This window comes from Streptomyces sp. NPDC045899 (genome assembly GCF_056431485.1).
Genome location: NZ_JBWKKP010000002.1, coordinates 287,757 through 303,187 on the forward strand (window position 1 = coordinate 287,757; position 15,431 = coordinate 303,187).

Consider the following 15,431-nt stretch of genomic DNA (forward strand, 5'->3'; position numbering starts at 1 on the left):
CACGGGCCGGGGGTCTTCCAGAGTACGGCCACCCACGGACACCGGGAGCCGGGACCGGCCCGGCCCCGGCCCGGCGGGTCCCGGTGCGCGCGTACGGCCCAGTCCAGCGCGCGCCCGGGCACGGTGTGTGACCAGACTGTTGCCCATGGCAGAGCGAGAGCGCCGGACGTCCACCAAAGAGCCGGACCGACGGGCGTCGACCCACCGCCGCTCCCGGGAGACGGGCCCGGAGCAGGCGGCGGAGAACGCCTGCGAACGGCTGGCCTCGTTGATCTCCCACCCGACCGAGGGGGTCTCCGCCGTGTGCCGGGAGGAGGACGGCTGGCGGGTGAGCGTGGACGTCCTGGAGGTACCGCGGATCCCCGACACCACCAGCCTGCTGGCCACCTACGAGGTGAACCTCGACGGCCACGGGGAGCTCCGCGAGTACCGGAGGGTCCGCCGCTACCGGCGCGGCGCGGCCGACGACTGACCGCAGCGCGCAGGGCAACCGAAGGGACGTTCCGATCATGGTCGCCACCTACACCGACGAGGTCGTCTGCGTCCCGCGGGCGGGTTCGCTCTACGACGTCCTGGAACTGATCCTCGACCGCGGCATGGTGATCGACGTCTTCGTCCGGGTCTCCCTGGTCGGTATCGAGATCCTGAAGGTCGACGTCCGGATCGTGGTCGCGAGCGTGGACACCTATCTGCGCTTCGCCGAGGCGTGCAACCGGCTGGACCTGGAGAACGACCGCAGCAAGACGGTGCCCGAGCTGTTCGGCGGCGGAGGGGGCGGCGGGAGCATGGCTGCGGGCATCGGCAAGCGGAAGGCCAAGAAGGCGGTCGGGTCGGTGGGCGAGAAGGTCAAGCGGGCCGTCGGCGCCGGTGATGACGACGATGACGATGACGATGATCACGAGGAGGAGTACGCGGAGTCCCGTCCCCGCAAGCGCTCCCCGAGCCGTACCCGCCGCCGTTCCGAGGAGGACTGACCGATGGCCGCCGCACCGCAGCCCACGTCCACGGCCGCGCCGGGAGGTGTGTACGTCTACGGCGTCGTCCGCGCGGGTCATCCGGTGCCGCCGGGCCGCGCCGGAGTCGGTGAGCGGCCCGGCCCGGTCCGTACGCTGCCCGCCGGGGAGCTGGCCGCCGTCGTCGGCGACGCCCCGGGGCGGCTGCGCGCCAGGCGCCGTGACCTGCTGGCCCACCAGGACCTGGCGCTGGCCCTGGGGAAGGACGGCCCGGTGCTGCCGATGCGCTTCGGGATGGTCGCCCCCGACGAGGAGTCGGTGCTGCGGCAGCTCCGGTCCTCCCAGGACGACTGTCTGGCCGCGCTGGAGCGGGTCGAGGGCCGGGTCGAGATGAACGTCAAGGTGATTCCGGCCCAGGGGGATCTGGAGTCGCTGGTGCGCGAGGACCCGGAGGTGGGCCGGGCCCGCGCCGCGGCCCGCGCCACCCCCGGCTACGAGGCCAGCGTCCGGCTCGGCGAGGCCGTGGCGCATGGGCTGACCCGGCGGGCCGCGGCCGTGGCGACCACGGTGGCGGCCGAACTGTCCGCGCTGGCGGAGGCGCGGGTGGCCGGGCCCGAGGTGCCCGGCTGTGTGCTCAACGCCTCCTTCCTCCTCGCCCGCGGCGCCACCGGGCATTTCGGCACGGCCGTGGAGCGGCTGGCGGCCCGGTACGGCACCCGCGTCGAACTGCGGCTGACCGGCCCGCTGCCCTGCTACAGCTTCGTGGAGGACGTATGGGGCTCCTGACCGAGGTCGCGCTGCTGCCGCTGGCGCCGGTACGGGGTGTGGTGTGGGTCGCCGGGCAGCTGCGGGACGCCGCGGAGCGCCAGATCAACGACCCGGCGGTGGTGCGGGCCCGGCTCGCGGCGCTCAACGAGGCGCTGGAGGACGGCGAGATCGGCCCCGAGGAGTTCGAACGCGAGGAGGACCGGCTGCTGGATCTGCTGGAGCCGCCGGAGTCCGCCGGTCCGTCGGCGGGGAGGCGGCCGTGACCGAGCTCGACACCCGGTGGGACCGCCCCGAGCCGGCCGGCCCGGCCACCTCCAACCTCGCCGACATCCTGGAACGCGTCCTGGACAAGGGCATCGTGATCGCCGGGGACATCAAGATCGACCTGCTGGACATCGAACTCCTCACCATCCGGCTGCGGTTGTTCGTCTCCTCCGTCGACACCGCCCGCAAGGCGGGGATCGACTGGTGGGAGACCGACCCCGCGCTCTCCTCCCGCGCCGCGCACAACGCGCTCGCCGCGGAGAACGCCGAACTGCGCGAACAGCTGCGGGCGATCGGGTCCGGTAGCGAAGAGGCCGACGGCGGGAGAGGCGGGGCCGGGACATGACGGCACATCAGTCCACCCTCACCTATGTCTTCGCCGTCTGCGGACCTCCCGGACCGGAAGCGGAGGCGCTCGGCGGACGGGCCGGGGTCGCCCCGCCCGCCCCCGTCCGCACCCTCGCGGCGGGTCCGCTGACCGCCGTGGTCCAGGACGTCCCGGCCGCCGACTACGCCGAAGAGGCCCTGCGGGAGCGGCTGTCCGACCGCGCCGAACTGGAACGCTGCGCCCGCGCCCACCATGAGGTGATCACCGCGGCCATGGCCGCGGCCCCGACCGTTCCGCTGCCGCTGGCCACCCTCTACCGCGGGGAGGAACGGGCCCGGGAGGCCCTGCGCGCACGGGAGGAATCCCTGCTCACCGCACTCGACCGGATCACCGGCCGGGTCGAATGGGGCGTGAAGGTCTACGCCCTGGCCGGGCAGCCCGCCACCGCCGCGTCCTCCCCGGACGCCGCGGCGGCCAGTGGCCGCGACTATCTGGAGCAGCTCCGCAGCCGGCAGCGCGGCCGCGAGGAGCGCCAGGGCGCGGCGCTCCGGGCCGCCGACCGGGTGGACACCGTCGTCCGCGGACTGGCCGTGGCCGGGCGGCGGCTGCGCCCGCACGGCGCCGAGGTGACCGGCCCGCGCCGCACCCATGTGCTCAACGCGGCGTATCTCGTGGACCGCGGCCGGGAGCGGCAGTTGCGCGCCGCCCTCGCCTCGCTGCGCCGGGACGACGCGTCCGTGGAGATCGAGCTGTCCGGGCCCTGGGCCCCGTACTCCTTCGCCGACGGAGGTACCGCGCCATGACCGTCGCCGCCTGGGGATCGGCCCCCGCGGAGGCCCACGGCCCCATCGGGGTGCCGCTGGTGGATCTGCTCGACCGGGTGCTCGCCACCGGGGTGGTGGTCAGCGGGGACCTGGTCATCGCGATCGCCGAAGTGCCCCTGGTGAGGCTCTCCCTGCACGCCCTGCTGTCCTCGGTCAACGAGCGCGTGGCCGCGCCGTGGACCGATTCGGGCCCGCTGTGACCGGCACCCGGGTCGATATCGACCGGGAGGCGATGGGCCGTGATCTGGTGGCCCTCGTCCTCACCATCGTGGAACTGCTGCGCCAGCTGATGGAACGCCAGGCGCTGCGCCGGATCGACGCGGGCGGTCTCACCGATGAGCAGGTGGAGCGGATCGGCACCACGCTGATGATGCTGGACCGGCGGATGGCGGAACTGCGCGACCAGCACGGTCTGACGCCGGAGGACCTCAATCTCGACCTGGGCCCGCTCGGCACCCTGCTCCCCCGGGACTGACGTCCGGCCCCCGGCGCCCGCGCCGGTCCGCTCCCCCGTCGGCGGACCGGCACGGGCCGGTCAGGGTCGGTTCCCGCCGGTCAGCTCGGTTTCCCCGCGCTCACTCCCCCTCGCTGACGACCATGATCGCGTTCCCGTCGGGGTCGCGGAAGGAGAACATCGGCGGTACGGGAGCCCCGTACCGCATGACCTCCGGATCGGTGTCCACCCCGGCCCCGCGCAGCGTGGCGTGGTCGGCGTCGATGTCCTGGGACGTGAGGATGATGCCGGTCTCGGTGCCGGGCCCGGAGCCGGAACCGCCGGCGTCCTCGCAGTTCCGCGGGAGCACCAGCGCGATCCCGGCCCCGCCGCCGGACGGTCCGACCTCGATCCAGCGGTGTCCCTCCCCGAAGGGGATGTCGGCCCGCTTGTCGAAGCCGAGGGTGCCCACGTAGAAGTCCAGCGCCCGGTCCTGGTCGGTGACGGTGACGGCCACCCGGCCCACCTCGCTGAGCCGGGTGCCCTTGGTCGTCTCGGTCATGGGAAACCTCCCTGGTATCGGCCTTTCCCTGTAGACCGCGGGGCGCCGGAAAACTCATCGCCCGTTCGGGGGAATCCCTCAGCGGTCGACGAACCGCAGGGCGCTCTCGTCGTAGCGGTTCCCGGCGATCTCCCGGGCCGGTGCGGCGGCGTCGATCGCGGCGAGCTCCGCGGCGGACAGCTCGATGTCGAGCGCGCCCAGGTTCTCCCGCAGATTGCTCTCCCGGCGGGTCCCCGGGATCGGCACCACGTCGTCGCCGCGGTGCTGCACCCAGGCCAGGGCGAGCTGACCGGCGGTGACGCCCCTGTCGGCGGCCAGTTCCCGCAGCCGCTCGACGATGGCCAGGTTCCGGTCCAGATTGCCGTCGGCGAACCGGGGCTGGCTGCGCCGCATGTCGTCCTTCTCCAGCGTGTCCACCGAGGTGATCCGGCCGGTCAGGAAGCCGCGCCCGAGCGGTGAGAACGGCACCAGACCGATGCCCAGTTCACGGCAGACCGGGGCGATCTCCTCCTCCAGGTCCCGGGTCCACAGCGACCACTCGCTCTGGAGCGCGGAGACCGGGTGGACGGCGTGGGCGCGGCGGATGGTCGCCCCGCTCGCCTCGGAGAGCCCGAGGAAGCGCACCTTGCCCGCCGCCACCAGCTCGGCCATGGCGCCCACGGTCTCCTCGATGGGCACCTCGGGGTCGACGCGGTGCAGGTAGTAGAGGTCGATGTGGTCCACGCCGAGCCGGCGCAGCGAGGCGTCGCACGCCTGCCGTACGTAGGCCGCGTCGCCCCGGATCCGGGTCTGCTCGCCCAGCTGGTTGGCGAAGCCGAACTTGGTGGCGATCACCGCCTCGTCCCGGCGACCGCTCAGCGCCCGGCCGACCAGTTCCTCGTTGTGTCCGGCGCCGTAGAAGTCGGAGGTGTCCAGGAGGGTGACACCGAGGTCGAGGGCGCGGTGGATGGTGACGATCGACTCCTCGTCGTCGGTCGCGCCGTAGGCGTGGCTCATCCCCATGCAGCCGAGCCCCTGGGCGGAGACGGTGAGCTGGCCGAGCCTGCGGACGGGAAGCCGGGACATGGGAGTACCTCCTGGAAGCGGTGGATCTCGCGGTCGTGCCGTCCACGCTAGGAGCTGGAGCGCACTCCAGGTCAAAAGTCCGTCGCGGCGGGCCGGGAAAGGCCGCGGCCCGGCGCGGTGTGCACCCCCGAGAGCACACCGTGCCGGGCCGCCGTCGCCCCTCGGTCCCCGTATCGCCGAGGGGCGGGTCCTGGCCTTCCGTGATGCCGCGTCCTACTCCGTGGCGATGGCGTTCAGGACGTTCATCCGGGCCGCGCGGAAGGCCGGGATCAGCGCCGCGACCAGACCCACCACGGCGGAGCCGATGAAGACGGTGGTGATGGTCGGCCACGGGATCTCCAGGGTCTTCAGACCCTCGAGCGCCAGCAGCTTCTGCGCCGTCGCGCCCCAGCACATACCGAGCCCGAGGCCCAGCAGGGCGCCGAAGAGCGCGATGACCACGGACTCCAGCCGGATCATCCGGCGCATCTGGCGGCGGGAGAGGCCGATGGCGCGCATCAGACCGATCTCGCGGGTCCGTTCGACGACCGACAGCGCCAGGGTGTTCACCACACCGAGGATGGCGACGATGATCGCCAGGGCGAGCAGACCGTAGACCAGGTTGAGCAGCTGGCCGATCTGGTCCTTCATCATCTTCTTGTAGTCGGTCTGGTCACGGACCTGGATCTGCGGGTAGTCCACCAGCTGCTTCTTCAGCGAGGCGTACGCCTGCTCCTCCTGACCGTCCTTGGCCGTGCCAAGGACCATCAGATCCGTCGGGATCCGGTCGGCGGGCACATGGGCCTGGACGGTCGCGATGCTGGTGTACAGCGCCCCCTTGTCCAGCGAGGTGTCGTCGGAGGTGATCGCGGCCACGGTGAGCTTCGCCGTACGGCCCTGCGGGAAGGCGACGGTCACGGTGTCGCCCTTCTTCACCTTGTGGTCCTCGGCGAAGCCCTCGGGCAGCGAGATCGCGTCCTTGCGGTAGGCGTCGGCGAGCGAGCCCTGGACCACCGGGGTCCGCAGATCGCCCGCGTAGCTCGGGGTGGCGGCGGACAGGTCCTTGCTGACCGTCTTGCCGTCCGGGAGCGTCAGCCGGACATCGGTGAGCTGCTTGTAGTGGCTGATGTGGTCCAGGCCCCTGGCCTGCGCGATCTTCTTCTCGATGTCCTGGGTGACGAGCTTGCCCGGCTTGGGCTGCATGATGAAGTCCGCGCCGACGGACTTGTCCAGCTCATCGCTGGCCGAGGCGACCATCGAGGAGCCGACCACCGACAGACAGGCCACCAGGGCCAGACCGATCATCAGGGCCGCGCCGGTGGCGCCGGTGCGCCGCGGGTTGCGCAGCGCGTTGCGCTCGGCCATCCGGCCGACCGGGCCGAAGATCCGCAGGATCACGGCGGCGAGCACCCGGATCACCACACCGGCCAGCAGCGGGCCGATCACGATGAAGCCGATGAGGGTCAGCAGTACGCCCAGGCCCAGGAACATCGAGCCGTCGGTCGCGCTGTCCGCGTTCGCCGCGGCGAACAGCCCTGCCGCACCGGCCGCGGTGAGCACGGTGCCGATCACCGCGCGGATGCGTCCGGCCTTGGCGTCCGCCGGAGTACCGGCGTCGCGCAGCGCCGCCATCGGGGAGATCCTCGACGCCCGGCGGGCCGGGATGTACGCGGCGATGACGGTGACGACGATGCCGATGGTGAGACCGATGATGGGCGTCGCGGGCTTGACCGTCAGCTGGTCGGTGCTCAGGTTCAGACCGGCGCTGCCCATGATCTTCATCAGCCCGACCGCGAGGCCGACACCGGCGAACACCCCGAGGATCGAGCCGATGATCCCCAGCAGCAGCGCCTCGATCAGCACCGAGCGGTTGATCTGCTTGCGGCTGGACCCGATGGCCCGCATCAGGCCGATCTCCCGGGTGCGCTGGGTGACCAGCATGGAGAAGGTGTTGACGATCAGGAAGATGCCCACCAGGACGGCGATCCCGGCGAAGCCGAGCATCGCGTACTTCATGATGTCCAGGAACGAGCCGATGTCGTCCTGGGCCTCATCGCTGGCCTCGGCCTTCGTCTGCACCTTGTAGTCCGGGCCGAGGTCGGCCAGCACGTTCTTCTTGAGCTGCTCGTTGCTGACGCCCGGCCGGGCGGTGAGCGCGAAGCTGGTGAACGCCTCGGAGCGGCCCAGCAGCAGCCGCTGGGCCGAGGGGGTGTCCATGTAGAGGACGGTGGAGCCGGGATTGGTCACCTGGAAGGTGGCGAGCCCGACGACCTTGGCGCGGAACTCACCGGGGACGGTGATCACCCGCAGCTCGTCGCCGATCTTCACCTTCTTGTTCTCGGCGGTGTCGGCGTCGAGCATCACCTCGGTGGGTCCGCGCGGCGCGCGTCCGGAGGTGAGCTTGACCGAGCGGTGCTCGGTCGGGTCCCAGTTGGTGCCGATGGTCGGGGCACCGGAGTCGGGGCCGATGTCCTTCTTCTTGCTGTTGACGACGGTGATCGACATGCTGGTGGCGTCGCCGGTCACCTTCTTGACGCCCTTGACGCCCTCGAGCTGCTGGGCCCGGGAGTCGGGCAGCGTCTCGATCCGGCGGCTGTTCTGCGCGTCGTCGCCGTTCTTCGCGTTCTTCGGGCTGACCGTCACATCGGAGGACGTGGCCGTGAAGAGCTTGTCGAACGTGGCGTTGGTGGTGTCCGTGAAGACGAGCGTGCCGGAGACGAAGGCCACCGACAGCAGGACCGCGATGGCGGAGAGCGCCATCCGCCCCTTGTGCGCCATGAAGTTGCGCAGCGAGGTCTTGAGGACGGTCATGACACCCGCCCGCGCGCGTCGAAGTGCTTCATGCGCTCCAGGACCAGTTCGGCGGTCGGGTTCTGCATCTCGTCCACGATCCGGCCGTCGGCCAGGTACAGCACCCGGTTGGCGTAGGAAGCGGCGACCGGGTCGTGCGTGACCATCACGATGGTCTGGCCCAGTTCGTCGACCGAGCGCCGCAGGAAGCCCAGCACCTCGGCCCCGGCCCGGGAGTCCAGGTTTCCGGTCGGCTCGTCACCGAAGATGATCTCGGGGCGGGCGGCGAGGGCACGGGCCACGGCGACACGCTGCTGCTGGCCGCCGGAGAGCTGGTTCGGCCGGTGCTTGAGCCGCCCGGCGAGGCCGACGGTCTCCACCACCTGGTCCAGCCAGGCGCGGTCCGGCTTACGGCCGGCTATGTCCATCGGCAGCGTGATGTTCTCGATCGCGTTGAGCGTCGGCAGCAGGTTGAACGCCTGGAAGATGAAGCCGATGCGGTCCCGGCGCAGCTTGGTGAGCTTCTTGTCCTTGAGCCCGGTGATCTCGGTCTCGTCGATGAAGATCTGCCCCGAGGAGACGGTGTCGAGACCGGCCAGGCAGTGCATCAGGGTGGACTTGCCGGAGCCCGAGGGACCCATGATCGCGGTGAACTGACCACGGGCGATGTCCACGTCCACGTGGTCCAGCGCGACGACCCGGGTCTCCCCCGAGCCGTACGCCTTGACCACCTGTCGTGCGCGGGCGGCGACGGCCGTATGTCCTCCGCTGCCCCCGGTCCTGGGAATCGATACAGCCGTTGTCACGGTGACTCTCCTCGATCGTGAAAGGCGATTCCGGTCCCGGTCCGCCCGCGGCATCCAGCCTGCCGGGGTCCGGGGACCGCCGCGATGGTGCCTGGCTCAGTCTTCGCGGTGGGGGCAGCCCCACCCCCTCGGTCGCGCTGCCCGTAGCAAGACTAAGAGAGGAGGTGCCCGCCCCTCCTCCTCCGCCGGAACGAACCACGGGTAGGAGGAACGGGTGGACATCCCCTAGGGGTCTAGGACCTGAGGGGGAGCCGCGCTCCGGGCCGATCCTGCACCCTCACCCTGGGTGAGGCTCAATGCCGGGGGCCCAGCAGCCCGTATGCCAGCTTCCCTCCTCCGGGTCCGGCAGGGAAGGGTGGGTCGTACAACAATTGCGGGTGTCCACCGGAGGCCGCATCTCGGCGGGACACGCGGCGCGCTGCTCCGGGCGCCGTCCGGACGTCCTCCGGACCTCATCCGGGCAGGGAACGCACGCGCGGCGGACGCGGCCGTCTGCCGCATCCGCCGCGCGTGGTTCCGCGTCCGTCCGGCCGGGCCGGAAGGCCCGCCGGGTCAGGACTCGGAGCTCAGCTCCGGGCGGGAGCCGGGGCCCGGGTCCTCCACCACCGGCTTGCCCGTCAGGGCCGTCAGGCTGCCGCGTACATGCTCCAGATGGGCCTTCAGCTCCTCGCGGCGCTCATGGTGGTCGCGCAGGGTGCGCTCCGTTTCCCGGCCGAGGCGCTCCTCCCGGGCGCGGGCCTGGGCGACGATCTCCGCCGCCTGCGCCTGGGCGTCCTCCTGGCGCAGCCGTGCGGCCTGCTCGGCCATCGCGTACTCACGCTTGGCGTCGGCCAGTCTGGCCTGGGTGAACTCCTCCAGCTGGGCCAGCCGGGCGGTCATCGCGCTGTCGCGCTCGGCCAGCTCGCGGCCCGCCGACTCCCAGCGCTCCCCGTGCTCGCGCTCCTGACCGGACAGCACATCGGCGGTGCGCTGCCGCATGTCCTTGAGGGCGGCCAGCGCCTCGCTCCGCCACTCCTTCACATCCTGGCGGGAGACCGTCCGCACCTCCTCGACCTCGGCCTGGGCCGCCTCCAGGGTGCTGCGCGCCGACGCCTCGGCGGCCTCGCGCACCCGCTCGGCCTCGTCCCGCGCCGCGTCGCGCACCCTGCGGGCGTCGGCCTGCGCGGCCTCCCACTGCTCCCGCCCCCAGGCTTCGGCCTGGGACCGGAGGTGGGTGTCCTCCTCCTCGGCCGCCATCAGGATCAGCTGGGCACGGTCGCCCAGCGATTCGTACGTCTGGGGGGCCAGCTGGGAGACCGTCTCGCGCAGCTGCTCCGCGTCGGCGGACAGCTCATTGGCGAGCACGGTGAGGCGCGCGGCTCGCTCCCACGCCGCGTCACGCGCCTGGGACAGCTCCGCCAGATAGCGGTCGACCTGCGCGGGACGATAGCCCCGGCCCCGTCCGACGGTGGTGAAGCCCTGTGGTGACACCGATGCGCCCATCCTTGGAACCCCTTTTGTCCGGCATGCAACGCGCTTCGGCGCACATCTTGATGGATCACCCCTAATCGCCCATAACGCGACACTCCGCCCATCCGCCCCCTCGGCCGGCGTCCGGATCCCGCCGGAAATCCGCTGACAACAACGACGAGGCGCCCGCCCCCGTCACGGGGGTCGGGCGCCTCGGCGCTCGCGCTCGGTCGGACCGGTCAGCTCAGAGCAGGCCGTCCCACATCTGCTCCAGCAGCACCGCCCACCAGTTGTCCGGTGCGGACAGCGCCGCCGGGTCCAGGGCGGCGAGCTGTGCCTGGAAGTCGACCGTCCAGCGGCCCGCCTGCTCGGGCGTCAGCCCGTACCGCAGCCGCCACATCCGGCCCAGCAGGGCCATACAGCGCACGAACTCCGGCAGACCGGTGTTCACGAACTGCGGCGGCACCGGCTGCGCCGCGGCCTCCAGCGGGATGGCCACGATATGCGCGGTGCCGTACTGCACACACAGCTGCCGGCCGAAGTCATTGCCCATGACCAGGTACGAACCCGCGTCGGCGGCGGGCTGCACCCCGCGCTCGGCGGCCAGCTCGGCCAGCGTCGGCACCGGACGGCCCGGCTGGGCCTGCGCCCAGAAGAACGGTCCGAAGTCCACCGGGAGGCCCGCCCAGACCAGCGTCTGCGCGACCACGTCCGGTACGCCCATCCGCGAGACCGCGCGCTGGTCGAAGCGGAAGATGCCGGGACCGAACGCCTGGCCCAGCTCATGTGCGAGACCCTCGGGCGGAACCGGCGGCACCGGCTGCACCTGGCTGGGGTGCGGAAGCGGTACCCGGTTCGGTGCCGGACGGGCCGGTCCGTCCGCCACCTGGTGCAGTTCGCCCTGGTGTTCCAGCAGGTGACGGACGCCCTGCTGACGAGTGGCGTGGTCACGGCCGTACGGGGCGGTGTGGCTGATCCGCACCTGCGGCCAGGTCTCGCGGATCATCCGGGCGCAGTAGCCGCCGGGCAGATCGCAGGACTCCAGCTCGGTGTGGAGCTCCAGCACCTGCTGCGGCGGGACGTTCATCGACCGCAGCTCGTGCAGGATCTGCCACTCCGGATGCGGGGTGCCCGGTGCGGAACGGCGGATGAGCTGCTGCTCGGAGCCGTCCTGGGCGCGGTAGCGCAGGACCGCCATATAGCCGGGGCCCACGGTCGGCTGACCGGGCGGCGGCTGCGGATACGCGTATCCGGGCGGGGCCATACCGGGCGCGGCGGCACCACCGGGCGGCGGCGCCATCCCGGGCGCCGGAGGACCGCTGGGCGGGGCCATACCGGGGCCGCCCGGGGCACCGGGTGCGCCGGGGCCACCGGCCAGCATCGTGGCGGCGGCGTGCATCCCGTCACCGGGAGCGCCGGGAGCACCGGGGAACGGAGCGGGCGGCGGCGTCGCGGAACCACCCACACCGGGGACCCCGGGTGGGCCGGGCGGGTGCGGGCCGGATGGGGCAGCCTGGCCGGGAGCGCCCGGAGCACCGGGCGGCGCCGGGAAACCCGGACCGCCGGGACCGGGCGGCTGGGTCTGACCGGGAGCGCCGGGCTGACCGGGGCCACCGGCGAGCATCGTCGCGGCGGCGTGCACACCACCGGGCGCGCCGGGGACACCGGGCGCACCGGGTGCCTGGGGCGGCTGCGGAGCGCCGGGCGGCGGGGTCTGCCCGGGGGCACCGGGCGCACCCGGCTGACCAGGCGCACCGGGCTGGCCGGGACCACCGGCGAGCATCGTGGCGGCGGCGTGCACGGGGCCGCCGCCGGGACCGCCCGGACCGCCGGGCGGCGGCGTCGGCCCGCCGGGCCCCGCGTCGGGGTCGAGCTGCGAGACCAGCTGGGTCGGTACGTAACCCCCGGCCGGAGCGCCCGGGGCACCCGGCCCGGACGGGGCGGGCGGCGGAGGCGGGGGCGGCGGGGTCTGCGCACCCGGCCCCGGCCGGGCGCCGGGCGCGCCCGGGGCACCGGGCGGCGGCGGAGGCGTCGGCCCGCCGGGGGACGCCTTGCGGGTGGCCTCGTTCGCGATGTCGGCCGCGCCGGGAGCGGCACCGGCGGCCGGTCCGGCACCGGGCACGGCGCCCGGACCCCCGGGGAGTTCGACCTGGGGGGCGATGGCCGTGGGCGGCAGCGCGCTGCCGGCGGACAGCAGCTCGGTCTTGGCGTCCGGCCGCACGCCCGGCACCGGGGTGTCCTCGTCGTCGGAACCCGCCAGCGCCGGGGCGAAGACCGTCGCGGGCGGCGCGACCGAACGGTCGCCGTCGTCGCCGCCGGAGTTGGTGTCGGCCCACGGCGTCCCGCCGGAGGGCGCCGACGCGGCGGAGGAGCCGGACGAGGCGGCAGCCGCTGCGGGCGGAGGGGGAGGAGCCGCCGGTGTGGACGGCGCGGACGGCGTACCCGGCACCGGCGGCGCGCCCCGCGACGGCTCCCCGGCCCCGGCCGTACCGGATCCCGGACCGGCCCCGGCGTCCGACCGCTGGTCGGGAATGTCCAGCCGCTGGTCCGGCAGGCTCATCGCGTCCGCCGCCTCCTGCAACCACTCCGGCGGAGTGAGCAGGAAGGACGTGGCGTTGAGGTCGATGCGCTGCTGGCGGCCGCCGGTGGTGTCCGCGGGGGCGGCCTCGGCCGTCGCCCCGTAGCACTCCTCGTACCGGCGGATGACCTCGCCGACCGGCAGTCCGGGCCACAGCGTGGTCTCCCCGCTGTCGCGGGCGATCACCATCCGCGCGCCGTCGGCGGCCGAGTCCGAGACCGGACCGTCGGCCCGGTCCTCGGCCCAGACCACGAAGCCGAGGTCGAACTCCCGGACCCGCGCCTCGCGCTGCTGGTACGCGGGCACATCACCGTTGATCCAGAGTTCCGCGCGCTCCTGCGCCTGTGCGAAGGTCACCATCGCGCTCACTCCTCCACCGGGACGGCGTACGCGAATCCGCCGTCCACCATCAGGTTCGCCACGGTCTCCAGCTCCGGCGGATTGCCCGCCAGCCGCAGCAGGAAGGCGTCGAAGTCATCGCCGCACGGCAGCATGAGCTCCGTCACCCGCTCCTGGACCGTCCAGCCGTCGCGGTCGCGCGCGTCGTCGTACGCGCAGAACCACACCGAGCCGATCGCGTCGCCCTTCACCTTCACGGCGATCACTCCGCCCTGGACGAGGCCGACGCCGAGGTAGTCCTTGGTGAAGTGGTCGCGCAGACACTTGTTCATATAGACGAGGTCGTTGACCGCGGCCTCGTCGCGCACCGTGAAGAAGGGCTGGTCTATCAGCAGCCCCAGCTCCGGGTCGAGGGCCGCGCCGATCGGGGCGCAGCCACCCGCCGCCTTGAGGAACGAGCGGTACGCGCCGGGCAGCCGGTAGCCGAGGTCCTCCTCGACGCCGAGCATCTGCTCCTCGGTGACCGACAGACCGCGGACCGGCAGCCCGAAGTGGATCGGCCGGGTCTCCTGGAGCGGCCGGGTGCCGCGCTTGTCCTGGTCGACCTGGGCGGTGGCCAGTCCGCCGTGGTGCCGCAGCAGCGCCTTCACCTCGGCCGGGATCAGCTCCATCCGGCGGGTGCCCGCGACGTGGTGCCAGGTCCAGCCGTGCGGGGTGGCGACCGGCGCGGAGTCCTTCCACAGCTCATGACCGGCGGCGAACTGTGCCGCGTTCGCCGAGACGTAGTCCGTCAGCCGCAGCTCGTCGACGCCGAAGCCCTCGGGGGGTTCGGCGATTTCGGCCGCCGCGCGGGCATAGGGCGAGAAGTCCGGAAAGCCGTTTTCATCCATCCGGACGCCCTTGGGGTGGCGAGCGGCCCGGACCGGGTCCGGGAAGTGCACGACCTGCCCGGCGTAGGCCGTGTTCGGTGGCGCGGCTTGCTGCCCGAGCCGACCTGTCGTCATGGCGGTTGCCCCCTGCTGATGCTGTCTACTGCACACAGCCTATGCGTTGGCGCAACGGGCGGAACCGGTCGGTGGCCCCGGCCGCCGCCACCCCGGGGCGGTCGCGCGGGGGGCGCCGCGCCGCGTCACCTGGCGGTACAAGCCCGGACTACCGCACCACCCGGCACATTTGGCAATCTGATCACTGCAACCGGGGGATTGCGGTAGGGAGGGAACCACCACATGCAGACCACGCGGAGCGACGGGAGCGGCATTGACGCCGCCCCCGCGGCCAGTGACCCCCGGCTGGGCTGGAGCAGCGTCGACCCCGATGCCGGACCGCCCGCGGTGCACCACCGGCGTGACGGCATCCTGCCCGCCGTGGCCGCCGCGCTCTCCGTCCGCGGCGAGACCCTCACCTGCACCGGCGTCAAGGGTGATCAGCCGCCCACACTGCACCCCCTGGTCCAGGAGTTCCTGGACGCGCTCCCGACCGGCCAGCGGGAACGCTTCACCGGGCGCTGCGCCGAGGCGATCCTGCTCTCCCGCCATCTGACGGCCTTCGAGGCGAACCGCTCCAAGCGCGCCTCCCGCAAACCGCTCGGGCAGGGCGAGGCCCGCCGCTCCTTGAAGCAGGCCAAGCTCACCACCCGCCGCATCCGCGAGGCCGGCGACCCGCGGCACGGCAGCTACGCCCCGCCCTGTCTGTCCTGCACGGCGCTGCTGGCCCACTTCGGCGTACGGGTCGTGGGTGAGACCGGGTGAAACAGGCATACGACCGCATGGACGTCACCCGCTTCCCGATCGCCGTGGACGCCGCGCTGCGCGAGGCGGGCTGGCAGCCCGGCCGCTGGGACATCCGGCGCGCCGAGGTCTGGGCCGACACCCTGCGCGCCCACACCTCCCCCGCCGGACACCAGCACGCGGTCTTCCCGGCGGCCGTCGAGGCGTGGGCGGAGTTCGGCGAACTGGAGGTGCGGCCGCCCGCGACGGGGCGGCAGATCGCCCCGACCCCGTTCCGGATCGACCCCCTGCCCGGCCTCCACCTGGCCCGCACCCTGAGCGACCTGGGCCGGGCACTGGAGACGGAGGTCTGCCCGCTGGGCGAAGAGGCGGACGGCCAGGCCCTGCTGACGATCGACGCGGAGGGGCGGGTGTACAGCATGGACCACTGCGGTGACTGGTACCTGGGGGCGAGCGTGGACGCGGCGCTGGCCACGCTGGTCTCCGGCACGCTCCCGCCACGGCTCCCCCGCGCCTGACCCCTCCCCGGGGCCTGAGCCCCGCCCCCGTCCCGGGGCAGGCGGCCC

17 protein-coding genes are annotated in these 15,431 nt (G+C 73.1%); 10 read left to right on the plus strand and 7 right to left on the minus strand.

Features of this window, described 5'->3' with window-relative positions:
- Nucleotides 1-145 precede the first annotated feature (145 nt).
- The 8 genes from AC07FT_RS03830 to AC07FT_RS03865 are packed head-to-tail and all read left to right on the plus strand — an operon-like array spanning nucleotide 146 to nucleotide 3,612.
- Nucleotides 146-472 carry a gas vesicle protein GvpO gene (locus AC07FT_RS03830; RefSeq protein WP_479173716.1) on the plus strand — a complete coding sequence of 109 codons (327 nt, stop codon included), beginning with the start codon at nucleotides 146-148 and terminating at the stop codon, nucleotides 470-472.
- A gap of 37 nt (nucleotides 473-509) precedes the next feature.
- Nucleotides 510-974 (plus strand): gas vesicle protein GvpJ, encoded by a 465-nt coding sequence (gene gvpJ, locus AC07FT_RS03835; protein ID WP_479173718.1) that lies wholly within the window; start codon nucleotides 510-512, stop codon nucleotides 972-974.
- 3 nt (nucleotides 975-977) lie between these two features.
- Nucleotides 978-1,739: a GvpL/GvpF family gas vesicle protein gene (locus AC07FT_RS03840; RefSeq protein WP_479173719.1), complete on the plus strand. Its 762-nt coding sequence runs from the start codon at nucleotides 978-980 to the stop codon at nucleotides 1,737-1,739.
- On the plus strand, nucleotides 1,727-1,984 hold the full coding sequence (locus AC07FT_RS03845; protein WP_479173721.1) for a gas vesicle protein GvpG: 258 nt from the start codon (nucleotides 1,727-1,729) through the stop codon (nucleotides 1,982-1,984). Before AC07FT_RS03840 ends, AC07FT_RS03845 begins: the two co-directional genes overlap by 13 nt.
- Nucleotides 1,981-2,331 carry a gas vesicle protein gene (locus tag AC07FT_RS03850; RefSeq protein ID WP_479173722.1) on the plus strand — a complete coding sequence of 117 codons (351 nt, stop codon included), beginning with the start codon at nucleotides 1,981-1,983 and terminating at the stop codon, nucleotides 2,329-2,331. The genes AC07FT_RS03845 and AC07FT_RS03850 overlap by 4 nt, the downstream gene beginning before the upstream one ends.
- On the plus strand, nucleotides 2,328-3,116 hold the full coding sequence (locus tag AC07FT_RS03855; RefSeq protein WP_479173724.1) for a GvpL/GvpF family gas vesicle protein: 789 nt from the start codon (nucleotides 2,328-2,330) through the stop codon (nucleotides 3,114-3,116). The genes AC07FT_RS03850 and AC07FT_RS03855 overlap by 4 nt, the downstream gene beginning before the upstream one ends.
- The gene (locus tag AC07FT_RS03860) at nucleotides 3,113-3,337 is read left to right on the plus strand and encodes a gas vesicle protein (protein ID WP_201876446.1); all 225 of its coding nucleotides are present in this window, start codon (nucleotides 3,113-3,115) and stop codon (nucleotides 3,335-3,337) included. The genes AC07FT_RS03855 and AC07FT_RS03860 overlap by 4 nt, the downstream gene beginning before the upstream one ends.
- Nucleotides 3,334-3,612 carry a gas vesicle protein K gene (locus AC07FT_RS03865; protein WP_479173726.1) on the plus strand — a complete coding sequence of 93 codons (279 nt, stop codon included), beginning with the start codon at nucleotides 3,334-3,336 and terminating at the stop codon, nucleotides 3,610-3,612. The genes AC07FT_RS03860 and AC07FT_RS03865 overlap by 4 nt, the downstream gene beginning before the upstream one ends.
- Nucleotides 3,613-3,712: 100 nt before the next feature.
- On the opposite strand, the gene AC07FT_RS03870 is transcribed toward AC07FT_RS03865, so the two are convergent.
- From AC07FT_RS03870 to AC07FT_RS03900, 7 genes are all read right to left on the minus strand, one after another.
- Entirely contained in the window at nucleotides 3,713-4,132 is a 420-nt protein-coding gene (locus AC07FT_RS03870; protein WP_471194327.1) for a VOC family protein, read from the minus strand.
- Between the two features lie 78 nt (nucleotides 4,133-4,210).
- Nucleotides 4,211-5,197 carry an aldo/keto reductase gene (locus AC07FT_RS03875; RefSeq protein WP_479173728.1) on the minus strand — a complete coding sequence of 329 codons (987 nt, stop codon included), beginning with the start codon at nucleotides 5,195-5,197 and terminating at the stop codon, nucleotides 4,211-4,213.
- A gap of 213 nt (nucleotides 5,198-5,410) precedes the next feature.
- Complete coding sequence (locus AC07FT_RS03880; RefSeq protein WP_479173730.1) at nucleotides 5,411-7,987, minus strand: ABC transporter permease; 2,577 nt, start codon at nucleotides 7,985-7,987, stop codon at nucleotides 5,411-5,413.
- On the minus strand, nucleotides 7,984-8,772 hold the full coding sequence (locus AC07FT_RS03885) for an ABC transporter ATP-binding protein (RefSeq protein ID WP_471194336.1): 789 nt from the start codon (nucleotides 8,770-8,772) through the stop codon (nucleotides 7,984-7,986). The genes AC07FT_RS03880 and AC07FT_RS03885 overlap by 4 nt, the downstream gene beginning before the upstream one ends.
- A 552-nt stretch (nucleotides 8,773-9,324) precedes the next feature.
- Nucleotides 9,325-10,254 (minus strand): DivIVA domain-containing protein, encoded by a 930-nt coding sequence (locus AC07FT_RS03890; protein ID WP_479173732.1) that lies wholly within the window; start codon nucleotides 10,252-10,254, stop codon nucleotides 9,325-9,327.
- 211 nt (nucleotides 10,255-10,465) lie between these two features.
- Nucleotides 10,466-13,159 (minus strand): SUKH-4 family immunity protein, encoded by a 2,694-nt coding sequence (locus tag AC07FT_RS03895; protein WP_479173734.1) that lies wholly within the window; start codon nucleotides 13,157-13,159, stop codon nucleotides 10,466-10,468.
- A 5-nt stretch (nucleotides 13,160-13,164) separates the two neighbouring features.
- Nucleotides 13,165-14,142 carry an SMI1/KNR4 family protein gene (locus tag AC07FT_RS03900; RefSeq protein ID WP_479173736.1) on the minus strand — a complete coding sequence of 326 codons (978 nt, stop codon included), beginning with the start codon at nucleotides 14,140-14,142 and terminating at the stop codon, nucleotides 13,165-13,167.
- A 222-nt stretch (nucleotides 14,143-14,364) separates the two neighbouring features.
- On the opposite strand from AC07FT_RS03900, the gene AC07FT_RS03905 reads away from it, so the two are divergent.
- Nucleotides 14,365-14,886, plus strand: coding sequence for a YwqJ-related putative deaminase (locus tag AC07FT_RS03905; RefSeq protein WP_479173737.1), 522 nt, complete (start codon nucleotides 14,365-14,367; stop codon nucleotides 14,884-14,886).
- A gap of 17 nt (nucleotides 14,887-14,903) precedes the next feature.
- On the plus strand, nucleotides 14,904-15,383 hold the full coding sequence (locus AC07FT_RS03910) for an SUKH-3 domain-containing protein (RefSeq protein ID WP_471194694.1): 480 nt from the start codon (nucleotides 14,904-14,906) through the stop codon (nucleotides 15,381-15,383).
- Nucleotides 15,384-15,431: the final 48 nt, after the last annotated feature.